Source organism: Streptomyces sp. NPDC091289 (assembly GCF_044757365.1).
GTDB lineage: Bacteria > Actinomycetota > Actinomycetes > Streptomycetales > Streptomycetaceae > Streptomyces.
Map to the genome: position 1 here is coordinate 95,887 of NZ_JBIVUT010000028.1, position 22,319 is coordinate 118,205.

At 71.3% G+C, this 22,319-nt stretch carries 18 protein-coding genes; 8 read left to right on the forward strand and 10 right to left on the reverse strand.

The genetic code is table 11. The features are described from left to right. Positions 1-44 precede the first annotated feature (44 nt). The 4 genes from ACIQPT_RS31610 (at position 45) to ACIQPT_RS31625 (ending at position 3,592) form a co-directional block, all read left to right on the forward strand. Complete coding sequence (locus ACIQPT_RS31610) at positions 45-671, forward strand: class I SAM-dependent methyltransferase (protein ID WP_401160868.1); 627 nt, start codon at positions 45-47, stop codon at positions 669-671. 115 nt (positions 672-786) lie between these two features. Further along, on the forward strand, positions 787-1,470 hold the full coding sequence (locus ACIQPT_RS31615; RefSeq protein WP_401160869.1) for a response regulator: 684 nt from the start codon (positions 787-789) through the stop codon (positions 1,468-1,470). Then, positions 1,467-2,993 carry an ATP-binding protein gene (locus ACIQPT_RS31620; protein WP_401160871.1) on the forward strand — a complete coding sequence of 509 codons (1,527 nt, stop codon included), beginning with the start codon at positions 1,467-1,469 and terminating at the stop codon, positions 2,991-2,993. Before ACIQPT_RS31615 ends, ACIQPT_RS31620 begins: the two co-directional genes overlap by 4 nt. Further along, positions 2,990-3,592: a hypothetical protein gene (locus tag ACIQPT_RS31625; RefSeq protein WP_401160872.1), complete on the forward strand. Its 603-nt coding sequence runs from the start codon at positions 2,990-2,992 to the stop codon at positions 3,590-3,592. The genes ACIQPT_RS31620 and ACIQPT_RS31625 overlap by 4 nt, the downstream gene beginning before the upstream one ends. Positions 3,593-3,724: 132 nt before the next feature. Here ACIQPT_RS31625 and ACIQPT_RS31630 read toward each other — a convergent pair whose 3' ends face one another. Then, entirely contained in the window at positions 3,725-7,066 is a 3,342-nt protein-coding gene (locus tag ACIQPT_RS31630) for a S8 family peptidase (RefSeq protein ID WP_401160874.1), read from the reverse strand. A 194-nt stretch (positions 7,067-7,260) separates the two neighbouring features. After that, the gene (locus ACIQPT_RS31635) at positions 7,261-7,809 is read right to left on the reverse strand and encodes a GNAT family N-acetyltransferase (RefSeq protein WP_401160876.1); all 549 of its coding nucleotides are present in this window, start codon (positions 7,807-7,809) and stop codon (positions 7,261-7,263) included. A gap of 445 nt (positions 7,810-8,254) precedes the next feature. On the opposite strand from ACIQPT_RS31635, the gene ACIQPT_RS31640 reads away from it, so the two are divergent. Next, positions 8,255-8,719: a hypothetical protein gene (locus ACIQPT_RS31640; RefSeq protein ID WP_401160877.1), complete on the forward strand. Its 465-nt coding sequence runs from the start codon at positions 8,255-8,257 to the stop codon at positions 8,717-8,719. A 290-nt stretch (positions 8,720-9,009) separates the two neighbouring features. On the opposite strand, the gene ACIQPT_RS31645 is transcribed toward ACIQPT_RS31640, so the two are convergent. From ACIQPT_RS31645 to ACIQPT_RS31670, 6 genes are all read right to left on the reverse strand, one after another. After that, complete coding sequence (locus ACIQPT_RS31645) at positions 9,010-10,224, reverse strand: hypothetical protein (protein ID WP_401160879.1); 1,215 nt, start codon at positions 10,222-10,224, stop codon at positions 9,010-9,012. A gap of 108 nt (positions 10,225-10,332) precedes the next feature. Beyond that, entirely contained in the window at positions 10,333-11,589 is a 1,257-nt protein-coding gene (locus ACIQPT_RS31650; protein ID WP_401160881.1) for a sugar ABC transporter permease, read from the reverse strand. Further along, entirely contained in the window at positions 11,586-12,428 is an 843-nt protein-coding gene (locus ACIQPT_RS31655; protein ID WP_401160882.1) for an ATP-binding cassette domain-containing protein, read from the reverse strand. Before ACIQPT_RS31655 ends, ACIQPT_RS31650 begins: the two co-directional genes overlap by 4 nt. A gap of 132 nt (positions 12,429-12,560) precedes the next feature. Continuing rightward, positions 12,561-13,604, reverse strand: a complete 1,044-nt coding sequence (locus tag ACIQPT_RS31660) for a substrate-binding domain-containing protein (RefSeq protein ID WP_401160884.1) — start codon at positions 13,602-13,604, stop codon at positions 12,561-12,563. Between the two features lie 198 nt (positions 13,605-13,802). Next, on the reverse strand, positions 13,803-15,275 hold the full coding sequence (locus tag ACIQPT_RS31665) for an FGGY family carbohydrate kinase (RefSeq protein WP_401160886.1): 1,473 nt from the start codon (positions 15,273-15,275) through the stop codon (positions 13,803-13,805). Positions 15,276-15,330: 55 nt separating this feature from the next. Beyond that, positions 15,331-16,386, reverse strand: coding sequence for a 2-hydroxyacid dehydrogenase (locus ACIQPT_RS31670; protein WP_401160888.1), 1,056 nt, complete (start codon positions 16,384-16,386; stop codon positions 15,331-15,333). 220 nt (positions 16,387-16,606) lie between these two features. On the opposite strand from ACIQPT_RS31670, the gene ACIQPT_RS31675 reads away from it, so the two are divergent. From ACIQPT_RS31675 to ACIQPT_RS31685, 3 genes are all read left to right on the forward strand, one after another. After that, positions 16,607-17,287: a histidine phosphatase family protein gene (locus ACIQPT_RS31675; protein ID WP_401160889.1), complete on the forward strand. Its 681-nt coding sequence runs from the start codon at positions 16,607-16,609 to the stop codon at positions 17,285-17,287. A 5-nt stretch (positions 17,288-17,292) separates the two neighbouring features. Continuing rightward, positions 17,293-18,069, forward strand: a complete 777-nt coding sequence (locus ACIQPT_RS31680) for a DeoR/GlpR family DNA-binding transcription regulator (protein WP_401160890.1) — start codon at positions 17,293-17,295, stop codon at positions 18,067-18,069. Positions 18,070-18,192: 123 nt separating this feature from the next. Next, complete coding sequence (locus ACIQPT_RS31685; protein WP_401160892.1) at positions 18,193-19,674, forward strand: FGGY-family carbohydrate kinase; 1,482 nt, start codon at positions 18,193-18,195, stop codon at positions 19,672-19,674. A gap of 226 nt (positions 19,675-19,900) precedes the next feature. Here ACIQPT_RS31685 and ACIQPT_RS31690 read toward each other — a convergent pair whose 3' ends face one another. Both ACIQPT_RS31690 and ACIQPT_RS31695 read right to left on the reverse strand, forming a co-directional pair. After that, positions 19,901-20,839: a sigma-70 family RNA polymerase sigma factor gene (locus ACIQPT_RS31690; protein ID WP_401160894.1), complete on the reverse strand. Its 939-nt coding sequence runs from the start codon at positions 20,837-20,839 to the stop codon at positions 19,901-19,903. Between the two features lie 10 nt (positions 20,840-20,849). Then, on the reverse strand, positions 20,850-22,049 hold the full coding sequence (locus ACIQPT_RS31695; protein ID WP_401160896.1) for an NAD(P)/FAD-dependent oxidoreductase: 1,200 nt from the start codon (positions 22,047-22,049) through the stop codon (positions 20,850-20,852). Positions 22,050-22,319 lie beyond the last annotated feature (270 nt).

Here is a 22,319-nt window from a genome sequence, read left to right on the forward strand (position 1 = left end):
CCGCACACGACCGTGGGGGAGCCCTACCGGAAGGCATACGGAACATGACTGGGCAACACGACCGCTGGGCGGAACTGACCGGTGGAGAAGCCGGGGAGGAATACGCCCGGCGGTTCGCCCGGCTCGCCGCATCGGGCCATGACATCCATGGCGAGGCCTCCTTCTGCGACACGCTGCTGGAGCCCGCCGCGCGGGTGCTCGACGCCGGCTGCGGCACCGGCCGGATCGCGATCCGGCTCGCCGAGCTGGGCCACCACTGCACCGGCGTGGACGTCGACTCCTCGATGCTCACCGTCGCCCGCCGCGAGGCACCCGCCCAGGAGTGGCTCCTCGGCGACCTGTCCCGTCTGGACGCCCTCGGCCTGGAACCGGGCTTCGACCTGGCGCTCGCCGCCGGGAACGTCATCCCCCTGCTGGCCCCCGGCACCGGACCGGCCGTCGTCGGGCACCTGGCGACCGCGCTGCGCCCCGGCGGACTGCTGGTCACGGGCATGGGGCTCGACGCGGCACACCTGCCGCTGCCGGAACCGCCCCTGACGCTCACCGAGTTCGACGCCTGGTGCACCGGAGCCGGACTGACCCTGCGGCAGCGTTACGCGACCTGGAGCGGCGACCCCTACGAGCACGGCTGCGGCTACGCCGTGAGTGTGCACTCCCGCCCCGCCGCATGAGCCTGTGCCGCATGAGTCCGCGCGCATGAGCTCGCGCGCGGGAGCCGACGGACCATCCGCCGACCTCCTCACCGCTGTCTGCCCTTCCTCTTCCTCACGCCCCGGAGCCACCTCGATGCCACGCGTCCTCCTCGTCGAAGACGACCCCTCCGTACGCGAGGGCGTCGAGATGGGGCTGCGCCGGCGCGGGCACGAGGTCCTCGCCACCGCCACCGGCGAGACCGGCCTGGAGGCGCTGCGCACCTTCCGCCCCGATCTCCTGCTGCTCGACCTGATGCTGCCCGTCATGGACGGCGTCCAGGTATGCCGCCGCGTGCGCGAGACCAGCCAGCTGCCGATCATCATGCTGACCGCGCTCGGCGACGGCCTGGACATCGTCGTCGGCCTGGACGCGGGCGCGGACGACTACATCGTCAAGCCCGCCCGTACCGAAGTCATCGAAGCCCGCATACGCGCCGTACTGCGCCGCATCGAAAGACCGGACGACGCGAGACCCGCCGTCGAGCACCACGGCGAACTCACCATCGACCGCGCCGGCCACACCGTCCTCACGTCGGGCGAGCCGGTCGCCCTCGCCCCCTCCGAACTGAAGCTGCTCCTGCACCTGTCCGCGACACCCCATCAGGTCTTCAGCCGGCAGCAGCTCCTGGAAGCCGTCTGGGAGCACACGTACCACAGCGACGTCCGGCTGGTGGACGCCTGCGTGCGCCGACTGCGCATCAAGATCGAGGACCCGTCCCGCGACCCCCGGTACATCCAGACCCTGCGAGGCTTCGGCTACCGCTTCGGCCCCCTGTGAGAAGGCCCGCGACGATCGCCGCGTTCGGGCTGCGCACCCGCCTCGTCCTCGCGTTCCTGCTGGTGGCCGCCGTCAGCGCCGTCACAACCGCCGCACTGACCTACCGGGAGGCCCGCAGCGCGGTCCTCGAACGCGCGCAGGACACCGCCGTCGTCTCCTTCCGCGAGGAGGCCGAACGGTTCGTCCCCAGCCTGCCCATGGACCAGGAATCGCTCCGGTGGCACCTCTACGACATCGCGGCACGCTCCCAACCCCATCCGTGGATCGTCTTCGCGGAGTACGGCACGCTCCGCGTCTCCTCGGGTGACCGCCCCGCCTCCGGGGTGCTGACCGAGAAGCTCCGCCGCACCGCGCTCACATCCCCGCACGGCAGCTTCCAACGGGTCGTCAAGGACGGGCGCGCCTACCTGACGATCGGGATGCCGGTGATGACCAGGGTCGTCGCCGGTGGTGACGTGGTGCCCAGCGGTCTCGTCCTGTACGCCGTGATGCCCATGACGAACGAGGAGGTGGACATCGACGCACTGGTGACCGCCGCCCGCGACGGCGCACTCCCGGGACTGGCCGTGGCCCTGGTGCCCGCCCTGCTCGCCGCACGCAGCGTGCTGCGCCCCGTACGCGAACTGCGGCGCGCCGCGCACTTCATGGGCGGCGGGCAGCTCGACACCCGTATCCCCGTACACGGCCGGGACGAAATGGCCGACCTCGCAAGGACGTTCAACGATTCGGCCGCCCGCCTCGAACACTCCGTGCAGGAGCTGCGGGACGCCGGCGGGCGGGCCCGGCGCTTCGCCTCGGACGTCTCGCACGAACTGCGCACCCCGCTCGCCGGGATGCTCGCCGTCACGGACGTGCTGGACGAGGACGCCGGGACGCTCGACCCCGACACCGCGCGAGCGGTCCGCCTGATCAGCGCCGAGACCGGCAAACTGGCCGTGCTGGTGGAGGACCTGATGGAGATCTCCCGCTTCGACGCCCGCGCGGCGGAGCTCAACGCCGACGAGGTGGACGCGGCGGAGGCCGTACGCAGCACCCTGTCCGGCAGACAGTGGCACGGCCGGGTCCGCGCGGAACTGCCCGACGGGCTCCGGATCCGCCTCGACCCGCGCCGCTTCGACGTCATCGTCGCCAACCTCGTCGGCAACGCCCTGGACCACGGCGCCGAACCGGTCACCGTACGGCTCTCGGCACACGGAGGCGCGCTGATCACCGAGGTGCGCGACAGCGGCCCCGGGATAGCCCCCGACGCGTTGCCGCACATCTTCGACCGCTTCTACAAGGCGGACACCGCACGCTCCCGCTCGTCGGGCAGCGGCCTCGGACTCGCGATCACCGAGGAGAACGTACGGCTGCACGGCGGCACGATCCACGCGGAGAACACCCCCGACGGCGGAGCCAGGTTCACGGTACGGCTGCCCTTCGACGGGCCCGCGTGCGGAAACGACGCGCCGGACGGCCCGGATCCCGCCCACGACCCCGAGCCGGCGGACAGCCGCGACCGACGAACGGAGGCCACCGCATGAGGAAGCCGACGTTCCCCAGGCGCCCGGCGGTTCGGCTCGCCGCGCTCCTGATGCTCGCCGGGAGCACGCTCGCCGGCTGCGGCATCCAGGAGACGGCCGTGATCGAGGCGGGCCGGCCGGTCGTCGCCGATCTGCTTCCCCCACGTGAGGGACGCGTCCTGCTGTTCTTCCTCTCTCCCGACGACGAACTCCTGCCCGTGCCCCGGATCGTCGAGCATCCCTGGGAGAGGGCGAGCACGGGCGCCGACGGGCCGGGCACGGCGGACGAGGAGACGGGAGAGTCCTCACCGCTCGCGGCCGTCACCGCCCTGCTCGCCGGACCGGACAAGGCCGAACGAGGGGCCGGAATGCGCAACGCCCCCACCCTGCCGCGCGCGGCTACCTCCGTGGACCGGGTCGAGGTGGACGGCACCACCGTCGCGGTCGAGCTGCGCCTGCGGGTGACGCGGCTGGCCGCCCCCGCCCGCGATCAGCTCGTCTGCACGGCCGCGTACGCGGCGCACGCGAAGGGGGCCGTGTCCGTCACCCTGGTCGGGCAGGACGGACGCCTCGCCCCGGCCGACTGCCCCGTGCGCCCGGTCCCGGCACCGGCAGGCTGATCCCCGGACGAAGAAGGAGAACGGTCGGCCCGCACGCAGAGACAGCGGCTCGCCGGAACATGCGTTCCGGCGAGCCGCTCTCCTCGACTCAACTCACCCCGGGCCGTGCCCCGCCAACCCGGCGGCGGTACTTCACCTGCCGAAGAAGGCGTTGTGGATCGTGACCGTCGACTCGTTGTCCTTCTTGTCGACGACGACCGCCTTCAGCGACACCGCCTTGCCCTTCTCCGGGGCGCGCACGGTGACCTTGCCCGCGGTGACCTCGGCGGGCAGCCACTTCGTGCCGTCGTACGAGACCAGCACCCGCAGCGACTTGAGACCGGCTCCGGCCGCCGCGCCCTGCACCACGACCGGGAACGTCTGCTTGCCGCCCGCCGGAACAGTGGAGTCCGGAGCGAGCCGCGGCAGGAAACGCACCGTGGAGACCGGCAGCGTCGTCGGGGCTTCCGTGCGGGCCGAGGTGAAGGTCCACGAGGCGTCGATCCGCGTACCGGCGCGGTAGACCGCCGGGTTCCGGTTGATTGTGGTCGCCACCTTGTACGTGGCGGACTCCGGAGGCAGCGTGAAGAACCGCTCGTCGACGGCCGCGTCCTCCTTCGCGTACAGCACGCCGTTACGGTGGATGGTGGTGCTCGCGCTGTCGTACCGGGCGAACCCGGGGTGGCCCGGCCCGTCGCTGACCAGCATCAGCGAGCCGTGGATGTCGTCGCCGTCGCGGACGATCCCGTCGCCCGCACTCATCTTCGGCCCCATCACCCCGACATGGAAGTTCTCGGTGTGCGTCGTCCCCGGCTCGAACCGCCGCGTCCCCTCGAAGGAGTAGACCGCTTCGATCTGCCGGTTGCCCGCCGGGTCCTTCTCACCCAGCACACCCGCCAGGATGTTCCAGACCGCCCCGTCGTCCGTGGACAGATACACCTTCCGGGTCTCCGGCAGGGAACGCACGGAGAAGACCGGGTCGACACCGCCCTCGGCCACTTCGCCGTACGCCTTGACGATGCCGTCGAGGCCGGGCACGGACGACCCGATCCCCACCTTCACCAGGGCCATGTTCTTGGTCGTGTAGGTCTTGCTGTAGCCGGTCGCCAGCTCCGGAACCAGGCTGCCGGCGAGCGCGTTGTACTCGGTGGCCCCCTGCTTCCAGTGCGCGGACCACTGCTGGTAGAGGGAAGAATCGCCGGTCACCGGGGACCCCTGGAAGGCGGTGCGCACGTTGTCGAAGCTCGTGAAGTCGCTCCACAGAGTGATGCCCGCGTCGGGCGTGTTCAGGGAGTACATCATCCCCGCGCGCGTCGGCGTGGCCGTCGTGTCCGGCACCGTGAACGACACCGGCCGGGTGGTCCGGGCGTCGAGGTCGACCGTGGTCGGGCCGGTCACCGAGAACTGCGGGTTGTTGATCAGATCGGCGCCCTTCCCCGGGGCCGCGGGGTCGACCAGCAGGTCCGCCGACAGGTTGTAGGTGCCGCGCGGCAGCCGGACCGTGGCCGAACCGGACGAGAGATCCGGGAAGAACCGCAGGCCCGAGGCGGAGCCGTCGTACCCCTTCAGGTCGGCCTGCCAGCCGGTGCTGGGCGCGCCGTCCCGCCCGGTGGTGGTGAAGGTGACCTCGTACGACTCCGCCTCGCGCTCCACCGCTGCCGCCGTGCGTACGCTCCGGCCGTCCCCGGACGCGACGACGGTGGCCGAGTAGGAGCCGTCGACCGTACCGCCGAGCCGGGTATCGGCCGTCAGGTCCACGGCGGCGGTACCGCCCGCCGGGACCATGACCCGCTGTGCCCCGAGGGTGAAGAACCCGTCCGGAGCGGGCTGTCCGTCCGCGCCGGTGGGTGCCGCCAGCGACAGATCCAGCGTCACATCGGCGCTGCCGTTGTTCCGGTACGTCACCTGCTCGGTGACGGGGGAGTCGTCGGTGTGGGGCCACTGCTGGGTGCCCAGGGAGACCGACACCGGGTCGGCGACGACGCTCTGGTCGATCGCCCTGTCGACGGCGAGCCGGCCCGCGCCCTGCTGGAACACCGAGTGGGAGCCGCCCTCGGCCGAGCCCGTCAGGGTGGCCTTGATCTGTGCGCCCGTCCAGGTGGGGTTCTTCTGCTTGAGGATCGCCGCGGCGCCCGCGACGTGCGGGGTCGCCATCGACGTACCGCTCAGGCTCCGGTAGCCGGGCGGGTCCTGATCCTCCGTTCCCGCCGCCGCGGCCGCCGTGATGGACACGCCCGGCGCGGTGATGTCGGGCTTGACGGCCTTGTCACCGTTACGGGGGCCGACGCTGGAGAAGTCGGCGATAAGGTCGTCGTCGTCGACGGCGCCCACGGTCAGGGCCGCGTCGGCGCTGCCCGGCGACGCGACGGTGCCCTGGCCGGGACCGTTGTTGCCCGCCGCTATCGTGAACAGGACGCCCTTCTCCGCGGAGACCTTGTTGACCTGGGCTTCCATCGGGTCGATGCCGGGGGTGTCGAGGCCGCCCAGGCTCATGCTGATGACGTCGGCGCCCTGGGCGACAGCCCAGTCGACCCCCGCGATGATGCCGGAGTCGTCACCGAAACCCTCATCGTCCAGCACCTTGGCGTTGATCAGCTGAGCTCCGGGGGCCACGCCCTTGAACCGGGCGTCCTTCGCTCCGGTGCCGGCCGCCGTGGACGCCACATGGGTGCCGTGCCCGTTACGGTCCTCGGCGTCCGGGGAGGCGCTGAAGTTGCGCTCCGCCGCGACCCGGCCCGCCAGGTCCGGATGAGTGGCGTCGATGCCCGTGTCCACGACGGCGATCTTCACACCGGTGCCGTCGAACGACCGGGCCCAGGCCGCCGGGGCGCCGATCCGGCCGGTGCTGCGGTCGAGCGACGCCTTGCGCACACCGTCCAGCCAGATCCGCGCGACGCCGGACGCGGCGGCCGCCGAACCGTCGCGCCGCTGACGCGTCAGGGCGTCCCACAGCGCGCCCGTGCTGTCGGTGGCGGCGGCAGTGGTGACGGCATCGGCGTCGAGCGCCGACAGGGTCCGGCGGACGGTGGTGCCGTCGGCGGACCGCACCTCGGCGCGGGCCGACCCGGCCGCCGCCCCCCGGTAGCCGACGATCACCTTCAGGCCGGCCCGGTGGGCCTTGCGGCTCTCCGGCTCGGCGAGTCCGGTGATGTCGAACAGCCGCCGGTCCAGGGTGCCGTCGGCGATCAACTGCCGTGCGTCACGCGGCACCACATGGGTGCGGCCGTCGTGGATCTCGGTGAAGAAGGGAATGTCCTCGCGGCCCTCGGCCCGCTGAATGCCACCGACCCGGCCCTCGGCGTCCACGAGAACCCGGTCGCCGGTGATCAGGGTGACGGTGTGCACGGTCCCGCCGGCTGCTTCCAAGGCCTCGGCGGTGACCGGGGATGCCGTGTCCGGGCCGCCGGTCCTCCCCGACGCCGGGCCGGTCATGCCCATCGTCACGGCCACGGCGGCCGCCACGACGGCGTAGGCCTTCATTGATCGTTTACTCAAGACAGTCCCTGCTCAGGAGTGAATCGGGCGGGCGAAAACCCGGCCGCACGGGACGTGTTCGGATATGTGTACGCCCCGGATTTCTGAAGTATGCAGAGGCCGCTCGAACGCACTCAATGATCGTTGTGTAACAGCCGTCCGGCATGAACCGGCTCAACTCGGCAGGGCCCGTGAGGCAGTTGTCCGCTACGGACTCAACCGGACGGCGTGACCGGGGACCGGGCCCCGAACCACTGCTCCGCGCCGAACTCCTCGAACCGCTCCACCTCGACGAAGCCCAGCGTGGCCGCGAGGCGCATCGCGCGGCCGTTGGCGGTCTGCGTACAGAGCACCACCGGCTCACCGGGAAGCACACCGGCGAACCAGCCGAGTGCGGCGGCGCACGCCTCGGCGGCGTACCCGCGCCCCCACGCTTCCGGCAGGAACAGATAGCCGAGCTCGGCCTCCCCGGCATCCGGACGGACATGCCCCGGACGCTCCGCGTCGCGCCGGTCGAGCGTGACCATGCCGATCATCTCCCCGTCGAGCTCCGTCACGAAGAGACCGGGGCGCCGCCCGGGCACCTCGGGCACCGCGCGCTCGAGAGCATCACGTGGCCGCGGGCCACCGAGGTAGGTACCCACCTCCGGCGACGCGAACAACTCGATGAACACCGCACGGTCCCGGGCCTCGGACGCGCGGAGCACGAGCCGTTCGGTCCGGATCGGGGCGGGAGGCCAGGGGGCGAGACCGAGTTCAGCCATGCCGGGCAACGTATCGCACCCCGACAGGGGCGTGCCGAGGACGACCGGCATCCGCTGCCGCGGCGATCCGGCTCTCTGGCTCGGACGCTGACAGCCAAGGTCATGAAACAGCGCAGACGCCGCCACACCGCGTGCGGTTCAGAGTCCGGCGGCAACGAGGCTCCCCGCTCCCACGAGGGCGAAGACGCCCCCTATCACTCTGCACGTCATGACACTCCCCGGCCATGATCGGTAGGCGTAGGACATCGCCTGGAACCGGTCGGCCGACCCTCGGACATTGGCAGCCAGGAGCCCCCCGCCCACGAGAGCGACGCCTCCCCACATCAGCTCGAACGCGTGACTGTTCACGACGCGAGGATAGTTGCCTGCGTCGTGGGCGGGATTCTCCAGGGGTCCGCCGGACAACACTAGGAGCTGTCCGGCCCGATCATGCGATTCTTGGCTCGTGATTGATCACGGTATTGCTCTGCCGTACCACCGCCTCCATGTCGTGTCTGCCGTCGTGGCGCTGGCGAGCCCGACATGGCAGCGAGAGGTGTGGCTCGACCCGGGTCAGTCCGAGGACCTCGACTACACGGTGCATGTGCTTTTCGACGATTTCTGCGATGCGGACCATCCGTCGCCCTGGCTGGGGCAGTGCCTTCGCAGCGAGGAGGAGGTCGAACTGATGGCAGGTCTTGCTACCGCCTATAACGCGGTGCAGGACTCGGTCGGCTCCGCTGCCCGCGACGAGGTCTATCTGGACTCACCGGACTGGCCTGCCGTGGTCGCCGCGGCAGCCCGGTTGGCCCAGGTGCTGGTGTCCCATGGCTACTCGGCGATGAGCAAGTTGCATGACGCCGGCTGTCGCCGGCCGCTCGACGCCGAGCCGGTTGCGTCCGGGACGGATGACCAGCACGGCGATTCATGACCGCAGCCGGCAGGTGCCGGTGGCGGGTCGGTCCTGGCGCCGGCCGCGTGCTGTGCGCGCGCACGATGGTGGAGTCCACCGAGACGCCGACGGTCAATCTCGCCGACTACGTCGAACACACTCGTCGCGCTCCGTCTCCCCCCGCCATGCCTCCGTGAGCGGAAAGAGCTTCGGCAAGCAGGCGCTCGGGGCGGGACGCGAAGATCTCGCGGAGAGCGGCCAACTCGGCCGGGTCGCAGGCTTCCGTGGACGGACATGCCGGTCACCATGCAAGATCCGAAAGGCACGGCCTATGGGGTGTCCGGCACCGTGAAGGGGTTCGGCACCCCGCCCGTCCAGCGGTGCAGCACCGCCCGGCCGGTCTGCAAGACGGTCCCTCCGGAGTCGGCCGTACCCGCCTCGCCCAGGTAGAAGCGGCCGTTGTCGAGCGAGACCAGACCGTACTGGCCCGCCGACTCGTACCCGTACACACCGGACGGCTCGTGGAACAGCCCGCGCGGGAGAAGAGAGACGATGCGGCCGGACTCGGGCCGCGGCTGTCCCTTCACCACTCCCCGGCGGGCGGGCTTCGACCCGTCCAGCACGTAGAGCGAGTAGTTGGGGAAGGCCGTCTTCGTGCCCTTGTACACGGCCATCAGCCAGTTGCCGCTGTGCCCGTCGTACTCCAGGTTCTGGACGCCGTATCTGGTGTTGCCGGTGTAGGCGAAGAACTTGCCGCCGGGAGAGGCGGGGCCGCTGGTGTGCAGCGCACCTTCCGTGAGCGGCCTCTCGTACCTTCTCCAGTCACGCACGTCGTACTGGAGCAGCACCTGGTGGTCGTTGTCGGTGCGGGTGGTGTTGGCGTAGATCCCGTACGCGACAGTGAGCCGGCCGCCGCCCCTGCGGTTCAGGTCGGGTCCGAAGGCGACACCGTCGATCCCGCTGCAGCCGTAGCGGTGGTCGGGGGTATTGGCGGTGTCGCCGTCGAAGACCCCGTCGCCGTTCATGTCGGCGGTGTAGTCCCGTACGACTTCCCGGAGATGGACGGTGGAGACCACATGGGTGGTCCGGGCGTCCATGTTCATCCGGGTGATGCGGGCCCCGTCGAAGATCGCGATGTAGAACGCCTTGGCGGCTTTGTATTCGAGGGAGCCGTAGACCCGGCCGTCGCCGCTGTTGAAGTCCAGATCGCCCAGGTGACCGGTGAATCCGGTGACCGACCCGATGGGTCTGCCCTCAAGATCGGTTTTCACCAGCAGATCGGTGAAGGAGAAGTACATGTGGCCCCGGCGGCGGTCGATGGCCGTGCCCTGGAGATGCCCGGACCGCCAGGCCCCGCCGTCGACGGAAGCGGGCAGCGAAGGCGAGGGCGGCACGGCGCCGTTGTGTGAGGCGGAGGAAGGGGAGGAGGAGGGCGGGGACGGCGTACGGGCATGGGCCGCGCCCCCGCCCGCCGAGAGGAGGGCCGACGCGACGGCGGTGGACAGGAACAGGGCGGCGGTGTGAGCGAGTGCGCGGCTTCGCATGGTTCCTCCGAGATCGTGATCCTGGGGTGAGCGGCGCCACCGGATACGAGCGGTACTTCAGGCCCTGCGGTACGTCAGGTCCCGCGGTGTCTCAGGCCCTGCGGTACTTCAGGCCCTGCCGTGGGAGACCCGCGAACGCCGGGCCACGGCGTCCAGCGACACCGCCAGCAGCAATACCCCGCCGGTGACCATGAAGCGGTAGGCGGAGTCGAGATTCAGCAGCGTGAGCCCACTGGAGATCGACTGGATCACCAGAACGCCGAGCAGAGCGGCGAACGCCGTGCCCCGGCCGCCGAACAGGCTGGTGCCGCCGATGACAGCCGCCGCGATGGCGTTGAGGTTGACGTCACCGCCGCCACTGCTCTGGTTGGCCGCCGCGAGCCGCGAGGCGGAGAGGATCCCGCCGACGCACGCCAGCGTCGTGCACAGCACGAACGCGGTGGTGAGAACGGCCTTCACGTTCACGCCCGCACGCCGGGCGGCTTCCATGTTGCCGCCGACCGCATACATCGACTTGCCGAACGAGGTACGGGACAGGACGTAGTGCAACGCCAGCACCAGGGCCAGGAAGAACACGAACATCCAGCCCACCCCCCGGTCCCGGTTGAGATACCAGACCGCCGCGCCGAGGCCGGCCAGCAGCGCCAGGCTCCGTCCGACGAGCAGGCGCCGGGAGGTGGCGGCGAGGCCCGCCCGGCGGCGCTCCCCGGCGCGGGCGGCACCGGTCGCGTACAGCACCGCCGCGCCCGCGACGACCAGCGTGTACGCCAGCCAGGGCGGCAGGAACTGGAGTTGGGCGAAGGTCACCAGACCCGAGTCGAAGGGCAGGTTGATCGAGCCCTTGGGCCCGAGTATCCACAACTGCACGCCGAGAAAGCCGAGGAGACCGCCGAGGGTGATGACGAAGCTGGGCACCCCGATCCGGTTGTGGACCTGGGCGTAGAACCAGCCGATCAGCCCCGCGAGGACGAGCGAGGCGGTCACGGCGAGGCAGACCGGCAACCCCCGGTCCACGAAGAGGACCGCCAGGACGGCGGCGCCGAGTCCGCTGACCGAGCCGACCGACAGATCGATCTGGCCGACGAGGAGGACACAGACGACCCCCAGGGCGATGATGCCGACCGGCACGCTTTCGAGGGCGAGGTTCGTGAGGTTCGCGCTCGACAGGAAGATGGGGTTGAGGATCTGCATCACGACCCAGATGACCACGAGCCCGGCGAGGACGGGCAGGAGCCCGAGGTCGCCGCCGCGCAGCCGGCCGGACACCGCCCGCCCCTGGTCGCGCAACGCGTCGGACCAGGTCGCCGGCTTCCGGAGGCCGCCCTTGGAGAGCTCCGGGCTCGTGGCCGTGGCCGGTTCCGTCATGATGCCTCCCCCTCGCCCGCGGCTTCCGTGCCGCCGCCCACGCTCCGGTCCCGGCCGGCGCGGCGGCTGACCACGTTGTCCGTGGCTCCGGTGATGGCCGCCACCAGGTCCGACGCCGTCGCCTCGGCCGCGTCGAAGACGCCGTTGTTGCGGCCGAGCCGCAGGACGGCCACGGTGTCGGCGACGGCCCGCACATCGGCCATGTTGTGGCTGACCATGATGACGCCCAGGCCACGCTCCTTCAGACGCTCGATCAGGTTGAGCACCTCAGCTGTCTGCGCCACCCCCAGAGCGGCCGTCGGCTCGTCGAGGATGATCACCTTGGGGTCGCCCAGGAGGGTCCGCGCGATGGCCACCGTCTGCCGCTGGCCGCCGGACAGGGCCGCGACCGGGACGCGCACGGAGGGGATCTTCGCCGACAGCTCGCCGAGAAGAGCACGGGAGCGGACCTCCATGGCCACCTCGTCCAGGCGCAGCCCACGCAACTCCCGCCCGAGGAACAGGTTTTCCACCACGTTCAGGTTCTCGCACAGGGCGAGGTCCTGGAACACGGTCGCGATGCCGAGCTGCTGTGCGGTGGCGGGGGAGGGGATGGAGACGGTCCCGATGCCGAAGCCGATGGTTCCGGCGTCGGGCTGGTGCACCCCGGAGAGGACCTTGACCAGGGTGGTCTTTCCCGCGCCGTTGTCGCCGACCAGAGCGACGGCCTGGCCCGCGGCGACGTCGAGGGCGACATCGGTGAGTGCGGCGACCGCGCCGAAGGACTTGCTGATCCCGCGCAGGGAGAGCAGCGAGTCGCCCGGTGTCCCTTGAGGGGAGGGCAAGGACTCAGCAGACATCGACCGACCTTCCGAGGCAGGCGGGCGGGCAGGGGAGTGGTGGCCCCGGCAGGGCGGGAACGTGTCCTGCCCTCCGTGGACGACCGCGCGGCACCGTGGATGTCCGTGCGGTGCCGCAGCCGTCTCGTGCGACTACGTGACGCCTGCCTCGGCGCAGGCGGCCGCATACGTCGCCGTGCACACCTCAGCGGTCTTCAGCGGCTTTCCGTCGCCCACCAGAACCTCGGCGATGTTCTTCCGGGTGACCACGGTGGGGGTGAAGAGTTCCGAGGGGGTGCCGAAGAGCGTGGTGTCGCCCCGGGGCTTCTTTCCCTGGGCGAAGGCGTAGGCCGCGGTGGCCGCCGCTTCCGCGACGGTCTTGATGGGCTTGGAGATGGTGTTGTACTGATCGCCCTTGATGATCCGCTGCGCGGCGGCGAGTTCGGCGTCGTTCCCGGTCACCGGCGGCACGGTCACCCCGGCTGCTTTGAACGCGGCGATGGATCCGCCGCCCGTGCCGTCGTTGGCGGCCACCACTCCGGCGATCTTTCCCGGGAACTTGCTGATCTGGCCGCTGACCCAGCTCTGGGCCTTCCCGGGTTCCCAGGCAGGGGTGTCGTACTCGGCGAGGAGATCGAATCCGCTGGAGTCGACCGCGCTGTGGATGCCCTTCTTGATCAGGCCCGCCGCCGCGTCGGTCGGTGATCCGTTGACCTGGAGGAGACCGCCCTCGGCCGAGCCGGCCTTGAGATGGTCCACCAGGGACTTGCCGATCATGGAGCCGATCTTCTCGTTGTCGAAGGAGACGTAGTAGTCCGCCTTGACCGCCGGGATCGGCCGGTCGTACGCGATGACGGGGACCCCTCGCCCCTGCGCCGTGCGGACGGTGCTGGCCGCCGCTGCGGAGTCCACCGGGTCGATCACGATGACGTCGGCGCCCTGCGCGAGAGCGGAGTCGGCCTGCTGCTGCTGTTTGGCGGCATCGCCGCCCGCGTTCTGGTACAGCACCTGGCAACCGCCGCAGAGCTCCTTCACCTTGGCCTTGAAGAGCGGTGCGTCGTACAGCTCGTACCGGGTGGAGGCGATATCGGGCATCAGAAATGCGATCTTCGCGTCCTTCGACGAGCTGCCGTCCGAGCCGTTCGACCCGTTCGGTGCTTTCGTCGTGCAGGCAGCGGCGGAGACGATCACCGTCATCACGGATAAGGCTGCGGCAAACGATCTGACAGAGCGTTGCTTCACTGGAATCTCCCGGTCTTCAGGCGGAGAGCCTCCTCCGTGTCAAATTAACAGCGCAGATGTTAGTAGTGTCAATGGCCATGTCATAAATAACAGGAGGCGGTCAGGACAGCCGACAGAGCGACGGGCAGGACAGCGGCAGGACAGCGCGAGCGTTCAGAGCCGTCCACGTAACCGCGCGGGAGCTCCCCACGCGGTCCGGGCCGTCGCCAGCTCGGCCCGGTACCGCTCGTATCCGTCCTCGTACAGTGCCCGTACGTCCTCCCGCGGATCGACCACCTGATGGCGCCCCGGCGGCGCCTCGTACCCGGGGGACAGCGAGGCCCGGGCGACGGACACCACACCGAGCGCCCCGACCTGCTCCTCCAGCGGAATACGGACGGGCCGACCGAGGACGTCGGCGATCAGCCGGGCCCACATCACCGACCGCGTGCCGCCGCCGCACAGGGCGAGCGTGCCGCTCAGCCCCGCCGTGTCCAGGCAGTGCCGGGCCGCGTACCCGATGGCCTCGCAGACGGCCCGGACGGCGTCCGCCCGGCCGGTCGCCAGACTGAGCCCGTCGAGCCTGCCCTGGGCCGACGGCTCGACGAACGGGGCCCGTTCGCCCGCCTCGGACAGGAAGGGGAAGGCCCGGACGCCCCGGGCGCCGGGCGGGCTGTCCGTGAGCAGGGCGTCGACATCGGCCGTGGTCGCGCCGACGAGGGCCAGCACCCACTCCAGCGCCGCCGTTCCCACCATGGCGGGCATGGCCCGCAGCCACCGGCCGGGGTCGGGCGTGCACAGCCACATGCCGGCGGGCTCGGCGAGCGGATCGAGATCGACGCGGTCGGTCAGCACCTGGCTCGCGAGGGTCGTGCCGAGGATGAGGACCCCGTCCCCCACCTCACGCACCCCGCTGCCGATCGCGCAGGCCGGCAGATCGTAGGGCCCCGCCACGACCGGCAACCCCTCGGGCAGCCCCAGGAGTCCGGCACCCCGACCGTCCAGCCCGAGCACCGTCCCGGGAGCGGCCGGAAGCGGCAGCAGCCCCGCCCGGTCCTCGACACCGCACGCCGCCAGGGCCCGGGGCGCGTAACGGCGGGTACGGGGGTCGAGGAACGGCAGCGTCGCGTCGGAGGCGTCGAGGCACACCCGGCCGGTCAGGCGCTGGGCGACCGCGTCGACGCAGTACCCCGCGACGGCGGCCCGGTCCAGCGAGTCCGGCTCGTGCTCCTGGAGCCAGCTCAGCAGCGGGCCGTGGCACCCGGGGAACATTCCGGAGCCGGTGTGCGCGTAGGCCGTGCTGATCGTGCCGTCGACCAGCCAGCGGGTCACCAGGTCCGAGGCCCGCGCGTCCATCCAGGAAATGGCGGGCCGCACCGGACGGCCCTCGGAGTCCCGCAGCCACAGACCGTCCCCCTGCCCGGTGAGCGCCACGGCGTCCGGCGTACGGCCGAGGGCCGCGGCGACCTCGCGAACGACATCGACGACCCCGGCCACGACATCGTCGAGATCCTGCTCGACCCGCCCGCCCGACAACATCTCCACATGCGAGCGCCGACTCGCGGAGGCCAGGGCGCCGCCGGTCCCGTCGAACGCCACGGCCTTGGTGACCGACGTCCCGATGTCCACGCCGATGATGGTGCTCACGCCTGGTACCTCCTGTGCGGGCCGATGGGTTCCCGGGCGTCGTCGGCGGCGGCCGTCAGGGCCGACCGGCCGCCAGGACATCCCGATTCGCGAGGTGCGACAACTCCTCCCCCCGCAGGAAGCGGCCGACCTCGGCGGCGGTGATGGTCGCCGCACGGTGTGCCGTCTGCCGGGTCGCGCCCGCGAGATGGGGGGTGGTGATCACGTTCGGTACGTCCCGCAGGGCCCAGTCGGCGGGGATCGGCTCGATGTCGTACACATCGAGGGCGAGCGCCCCGAGACTGCCACCGCGCAGCAACTCCGGCAACGGTGCGTGGTCGAGGAGCCCGCCCCGGGCCGAGTTCACCAGGACCGCGCCGTGCGGCAGCAGCCCGAGACGTCGGGCGTCGATCAGGTGGTGGGTCTCCTCGGTCAGACGGGCATGCAGGCTCACCACCGAACTCCGGCTCAGGAGGGCGTCCAGCTCGACGAGTTCGACCCCGTCCGCCGTGACCGCGGCAGCGTCGGCGTACGGATCGGCCGCGAGCACATGAGCACCGAAGGCGCGCATCACCCGAGCCACGATGCGGCCGATGGCGCCGTAACCGACCAGTCCGACCGTGGCCCCGCCGAGCTCGCCGCCGCTCTCCTCGTACGCGTACAGATCGCCCCGCCAGACACCCCGCTTGAGCTCCGCGTCGGCGGTGCCGATACGCCGCATCGCGGCGAGCATCAGCCCCACGGCGAACTCGGCGGCGGCAGGCGCGTTGCGGCCGGGGGCGAAGCTGACCCTGACTCCGTGACGAGTGGCGGCGGCCAGGTCCACATTCACCGGCCCGCCCCGCGAAACGCTGACGAGACGCAGACCGGGCGATGCGGCGAACACCCGCTCGGTGAACGGGGCCATCTGCGTCACACAGACGGACGCCCCGGTCAGCGCCTCGACGAGCTCGTCCTCCGTGCCGCTCGCCTCACGGACCTCCGCGACCGGACCGAAGGGCTCGTGGGGCCAGGGGAGGGTCAGCTCCGCGAACTCCGGAAGCTCCCCGCCCGTGCGGGACAACTCCTGGCTCACAGCCGCGCGAATCAACGAGGGACGGACGAAGTGGTCGCCTGCGGCGAGGATGCGCATGACATCGGATTCCTTCTGCGAGGGAGCCGGGGGATTGCGTGGCGAGCAGGTCGGAGCGTGATCCGAGCCGCGACAGGCCGGTCCTGGGCTGTGGAATTTCTGTTAAATTTAACAGCGCCCACGTGAACCGGCAATGCACCGGGCCGCGAACGGCTCCACCCACCCGGCTCCACCCACACTCGGCATCGACCTCTCGACCTCGACGCGAAGGGCGGTCTCCATGACCTCTCGTCTCCTGCTGGTGCGGCACGGCGAGACCGAGTGGCACGCGGAGAACCGGTACGCCGGGGTCACCGACGTAGCCCTCACGCCCAGAGGCCTGGCCCAGGCGGCCGACCTCGGATCCTGGGCCGCCCATGCCGGCGTGGACGCGGTCGCCTGCTCCCCGCTCAGCCGCGCCCGCCTGACGGCGAGCCCCGCGGCGGTGGCGCTGGGCCTGGCGGTGGAGGTCCAGGAGGGGCTGCGGGAGGTCGACTTCGGATGGGGGGAGGGCCGGACCGTCGAGGAGATGGCCGAGGAGGACCCCGAAGCCGTACGGAGGTTCCGCGAGGACGCCGACGCCGGCGCCTTCCCCGGCTCGGAGCCCGTCGCCCGCGCCGCAGCCCGGGCGACCGGCTCCCTGCGCGACCTCGCGCACCGTCACCAGGGAGGCAAGGTGCTCGTCGTCGCCCACAACACCCTGCTGCGCATCGCCCTGTGCGAACTCCTCGGACTTCCCCTCGGGCACTACCGGCGGATCTTCCCGCGCCTGGACAACGGAGCCGTCACGGAGATCGAGATGCGGGGCACGGACACGGCGCTGCGCTCGCTCAACGTACCCACGACCGCGCTCCCCACGACCGGGCTCCCCACCCCCGCACTCCCCGCCCCCGCGCCCGGCCCGAGCCCTGCGGGAGACTGACCCCCATGACCAAGAGATCCGCCGAAGAACGCCGACGGCTCATCGCCGACCATGTCGTGGAGCAGGGCACGGCCACGGGCGCCGCTCTCGCCCAGCTCACGGGCGTCAGCCTGATGACCGTCCACCGCGACCTCGACGACCTCGCGCGGCAAGGGGTCCTGCGACGTTTCCGCGGCGGCGCTTCGGCTCTGCCGTCCACGGTGTTCGAGTCGAGCCTCGACTACCGGCTCGGCGTCAACACGGCGGAGAAGAACGCCGTCGCGCGCGCCGCCGCCGAACTGGTGGAGCCCGGCATGTCGGTGATGCTCGACGATTCCACCACGGTGCTGGTCATGGCCGGCCTGCTGGTCGACCTCGCCCCGCTCACCGTGGTCACCAACGCCCGCCGGGTGCTCGACGTCTTCACCGGGTGCGAGGGCATCCGTCTGATCGCACTGGGCGGCGAGTACTCACGTACCCATGACTCCTTCCTCGGGATGCCGTGCGTCGAGGCGGTGGAGGCGTTGTCTGTTGACGTTGTCGCGGTCTCCACGTCGGCTCTCGACGCCAGGATGGCCTACCACCAGGAGCAGGATGTGGTGCTGGTGAAGCGGGCGATGCTGGCGTCGGCGGCGACGAAGGTGATGCTCATGGACCACACCAAGCTGGCCCGGACCGCGTTGCACCGGGTGGGGCCCGTCGCCGACCTGGACCACCTCGTGGTGGATGACGGAGCGGACGCCGAACTGCTCGGCAAACTCCGCGAACGCACGCAGGTGACGGTGGCGCCCGTTGCACGGTGAAACCACCCCTCTCACACTGATGGAAGGCATGTTAATTCCACACGCAACCACCCACCTGAGCGGACACGCATAGTCCGGACGAGGCCCGTCGGGTGCCGGTGCCGGGGAAGGACGCATTCAGCCATGAGCAGCGAACCAAGCCGAACCACTCCCCACTCTCCGGACTCTCCGGCCGTGATCGGCATCGACGTGGCGACCGCGTCCGTCCGCGTCCTGTGTGCGGACGGGCAGGGGCGGGTGCTCGCCGAAGCCCGGGCCGACCTGCCACCCCCCGTACGCACCCCTGCGGGGACGAGCGAGCAGGACGCCCGTTCATGGTGGCCCGCCGTACGGTCGGCACTGCGCCGCACCACGGACGCACTGCCCCGGGGCGGCCGAGAGGTGATCGCGGTGGCCGTGTCCGCCACGTCCGGAACCATCGTGCCCACCGGGGTCGACGGCGAACCGCTCGGCCCGGCCTTGATGTACGACGACCGGCGAGCCGCCGACGTCAACGCGGAGGCCCAGCGGGCGGGCAGCGCCCGGTGGGACGCGCTCGGCCTGTCCGTGGGGCCGACCGCGGCGCTGGGCCGGGCCGTCTGGTGCTTGCGGACGTACGGCTCCGCCCTGCGCCACGTCCTGCACACACCCGACGTCGTCGGGCGCGAGCTGACGGGGCACCCTGTCGCCACCGACTGGAGCCATGCGCTCAAGTCCGGTTACGACGCCCGCGCTTCGGAGTGGGCGCAGGAGGTGTTCGAGGCCTTCGACTTCCCGCTCGCGCTGCTGCCCGCCGTAGGCGCCCCCGGTACGGAGGCCGGTGTCGTCGGCCGGGAAGCGGCCGAGGCGACGGGTCTGCCCGAAGGGTGCTCCGTACGCCTCGGGATGACGGACGGCTGCGCGGGCCAGATCGCCACAGGGGCGGTCGAGCCGGGCCGGTTCGTCGGCGTGCTCGGCACCACGTACGTCCTCAAGGGGGTTTCGGCGGACCTGGTTCGCGACCCGACCGGGGCGTTCTACAGCCATCGCCACCCCGACGGCTGGTGGCTCCCCGGCGGGGCGTCCAACACCGGAGGGGAGTGCTTGGCCCAGGTCGGTGCGTCCCGTCTGCCGGAGCTGGACGCCGCCGCGGCGGCCCGGGGCCCGGCGTCGTACGTGCGCTACCCCCTGTGCCGTGACGGCGAACGGTTCCCCTTCGTCTCCGGCACGGCGCGCGGCTTCGAGCTGGGCCGCCCCGGCGACGAGGTGGACTCCCACCGGGCCGCACTCGAAGGAGTCGCTTTCGTCGAACGCCTGGCTCTGGACCGGGTCGAGCGTCTCGGCGTCCCGGTGCTGGGCCCTCTGTACGCGGCGGGCGGCGGCAGTCGCAGCGCTGTGTGGACGGCGATCCGGGCCACCGTCCTGGACCGCCCGGTCCGGGTGGCCGGGCGCGCGGAGACGGCCTTCGGAGCCGCGCTCCTCGCGGCGACGGGCACGCTCCACGAGGACCTCGCGGCGAGCGCCGCCGCGATGGTGCGCAGAGGCGCCCTGGTCGAGCCCGTGCCGGAGGAGCGCCCCGCCCTGGACGACGCCTACGGCCGCTTCGTGGCGGCGCTGCGCGAGCGGGGCTGGCTCCCCGACGACTGACAGGTGGTGCCGCGCCCGTGCGTTGCGGCTCCCCGCTCATCTGCACCCCGAGCCCGACAGGTCGACAAACCCACCCGTCCAACGGCGTTTCGCGCACGTTCCGGAGGCGGATCATGGGCCGCGGGCCTGAGCGAGAAACCACAGGAGTTGGGAAGAGGCATACCTCGCTGACCTGCCTGGCTGACACGCCTGGCCGCCCGGAGCAGCGGATGACCGAACGACGCCGTCACCACGCGCTGATGACCGGCGCACCGGGTTCGTACCGCTGCCAGACGTTGTTCAGGCGCGTGAGCCGGTCTGCGACGGCGATGCCGTGCAGGGACGCGACTCTGCCGTCGCTGACCTGGAACGCCACGACGCCCACGACACGGCCGTCGACCACGGCGAGGACGGCCGGAGAGCCGTTGACCGATGCGATGTACATCGCGAGGGAGCCGCCGGCGAGCCGTCGCTTCGCCGGCGTGGGCTTGAAACCGGCCCGTACGAAGGTGGCGACCCGCTCGCGTGTTGTGTAGCGCAACAGCCGTTTGGCCAGTCCGGCCCCGTCCGAGACCGCTGTCACCTCGTCGGTGAGCAGCGCCACCAGCCGTTCGGTGCGCCCCGAGGTGGCGGCGGCGAGGAACTCCTCGACGACGCGGCGGGCGGCCGCGAGATTGGTCTCGTGGGTGCGGCGGTGGTCGGTGGCGGCGCGGATCCGGGCCCGGTGGGCATGCTGCTGGCTCGCGGACTCGGTGATGTCGAGGATCTCGGCGATCTCGGCGTGGCTGTATGCGAACGCCTCGCGCAGGACGTAGACGGCCCGCTCGACGGGGGAGAGGCGTTCCAGAAGGGTCAGTACGGCCAGCGACACCGATTCGCGTTGTTCGAAGGTGTCGGCCGGGCCGAGCATTGGGTCACCGTCGAGGAGCGGCTCGGGAAGCCAGGTGCCGGCCGCGCGTTCGTGGCGGGCCTGTGCCGAACGGAGCCGGTCGAGGCAGAGGTTGGTGGCGACCTTGGTCAGCCACGCTTCCGGCACCTCGATCCGATCGCGGTCGGCGGCCTGCCAGCGCAGGAACGTGTCCTGTACGGCGTCCTCGGCGTCGGCGGCCGAGCCGAGCAGGCGGTACGCGAGTGAGGCCAGCCGGCCCCGGCTGGCCTCGAATCGGTCGACGGCTGCGCTGTCCATGGTCAGCAGCCTATGCGGCGGCCCTCACCCCGGCCGGGTCGGGCGCGGCGGCCAGGCGGTGCCTGCGTTTCGGCAGGCCGAAGGTCGGGTGGGCGATGCCCCACGCGGCCCCCTTGAGCACGCCGTCCTTGAGCCGCGCGGCGATCGGGCCGCCCACGTACCAGGACTTCGACCGGACGTTTCCGTCGACCATCTGGAAGATCGCGTCCCGCCGCCCGAGACTGATGTGGTTGCCGTAGTACTTCAGTCCGGTGGACGGGACTTCGCGGCCGGTCAGGCGCGCGATGATCGCGGCGGTCGCCTGCATATTGGTGAGTCCCGCCGAGGCGCAGGACATCGGCAGCGGGCGGCCGTTCCCGCCGATCGCGTAGGCGCAGTCACCGGCGGCGTAGACGTCCGGATGTGAGAGCGAGCGCATGGTGCGGTCGACGGCGATCTGGCCGGTCCCGGCGACCTCCAGGCCGCTGGCGGCCGCGATGGGGTGCACCGCGAACCCGGCCGTCCACACGGTCACGTCGGCCGGAATAGACCTGCTGTCGGCGGCCACGGCCCGGGTCGGCTCGACGGCTTCGATGCGGGTGTGCGCGTGGACGGTGATGCCGAGCCGGTCGAAGGCCTGATGCAGGTGACGGCGGGCCTTCGGCGCGAGCCAGGCGCCGGGCTCGTCGCGGGCCGCGAGCGCGACCGAGAGGTCGGGCCGGGACTCGGCGAACTCGGTGGCGGTCTCGATACCGGTCAGCCCTTCACCGACGACCAGCACGGTGCTGCCCGCGCTGAGGCCGGCCAGGCGTTCACGCAGACGCAGGGCCGAGGACCGGCCGGTCACATCGAAGGCGTACTCGGCGACACCGGGGACGTCATGGTGGGCCACGGAGCTGCCGAGCGCGTAGAGAAGCGTGTCGTACGCGAGCTCGCCGTCCGCGTCCTCGTGCTCCCGGCTGGTGACGGTGACGGTTCTGCGCTCGGGGTCGAGGCCGGTGACGTGGGCCAGGCGCAGCCTGACTCCGGTGCCCGCGAATACGTCGCTGAGCTTGCGGACCGCGAGGTCCTGTCCGATCGCGAGCTGGTGAAGCCGCATCCGCTCGACGAAATCGGGTACGGCGTTGACGACGGTGATCTCGGTGTCGGCGGGGGAGAGCCGGCGGGCCAGGTTTCCGGCGGCGAAGGCTCCGGCGTATCCGGCGCCGAGTATGACGATGCGGTGTTTCACGATGCTGCTCCTGTCGTGTCCGTGTGCCCTTTGAACGGGATGGGGCGCTGGTTGCTGACAGGAGCAGAATGTGACTTGGGTCACTTACTCGGTGGGGTGGTTGATCTCCGGCGATGGTCGGGCCCGTGCCGGACAGGCCCTCGACTAGGAGGGCCCAGCTCATGGACGGCACCGGTCCCATCGAAAGCATGGTCAATAGATCTGTGGCCAAGGCGGCGGAAAGCAGGCAGCGGACCGTGATGACGGCGCGCCGCCGAAGCGACGCTGCGC

Excerpts from the sequence above, each read along its gene's own strand:
- ACIQPT_RS31645 (WP_401160879.1), bottom strand. The coding sequence starts at position 10,224 with ATGCGAAGCCGCGCACTCGCTCACACCGCCGCCCTGTTCCTGTCCACC.
- ACIQPT_RS31635 (WP_401160876.1), bottom strand. The coding sequence starts at position 7,809 with ATGGCTGAACTCGGTCTCGCCCCCTGGCCTCCCGCCCCGATCCGGACC.
- ACIQPT_RS31660 (WP_401160884.1), bottom strand. The coding sequence starts at position 13,604 with ATGACGGTGATCGTCTCCGCCGCTGCCTGCACGACGAAAGCACCGAAC.
- ACIQPT_RS31670 (WP_401160888.1), bottom strand. The coding sequence starts at position 16,386 with ATGCGCATCCTCGCCGCAGGCGACCACTTCGTCCGTCCCTCGTTGATT.
- ACIQPT_RS31655 (WP_401160882.1), bottom strand. The coding sequence starts at position 12,428 with ATGTCTGCTGAGTCCTTGCCCTCCCCTCAAGGGACACCGGGCGACTCG.
- ACIQPT_RS31615 (WP_401160869.1), top strand. The coding sequence starts at position 787 with ATGCCACGCGTCCTCCTCGTCGAAGACGACCCCTCCGTACGCGAGGGC.
- ACIQPT_RS31675 (WP_401160889.1), top strand. The coding sequence starts at position 16,607 with ATGACCTCTCGTCTCCTGCTGGTGCGGCACGGCGAGACCGAGTGGCAC.
- ACIQPT_RS31685 (WP_401160892.1), top strand. The coding sequence starts at position 18,193 with ATGAGCAGCGAACCAAGCCGAACCACTCCCCACTCTCCGGACTCTCCG.
- ACIQPT_RS31610 (WP_401160868.1), top strand. The coding sequence starts at position 45 with ATGACTGGGCAACACGACCGCTGGGCGGAACTGACCGGTGGAGAAGCC.
- ACIQPT_RS31650 (WP_401160881.1), bottom strand. The coding sequence starts at position 11,589 with ATGACGGAACCGGCCACGGCCACGAGCCCGGAGCTCTCCAAGGGCGGC.
- ACIQPT_RS31690 (WP_401160894.1), bottom strand. The coding sequence starts at position 20,839 with ATGGACAGCGCAGCCGTCGACCGATTCGAGGCCAGCCGGGGCCGGCTG.
- ACIQPT_RS31680 (WP_401160890.1), top strand. The coding sequence starts at position 17,293 with ATGACCAAGAGATCCGCCGAAGAACGCCGACGGCTCATCGCCGACCAT.
- ACIQPT_RS31625 (WP_401160872.1), top strand. The coding sequence starts at position 2,990 with ATGAGGAAGCCGACGTTCCCCAGGCGCCCGGCGGTTCGGCTCGCCGCG.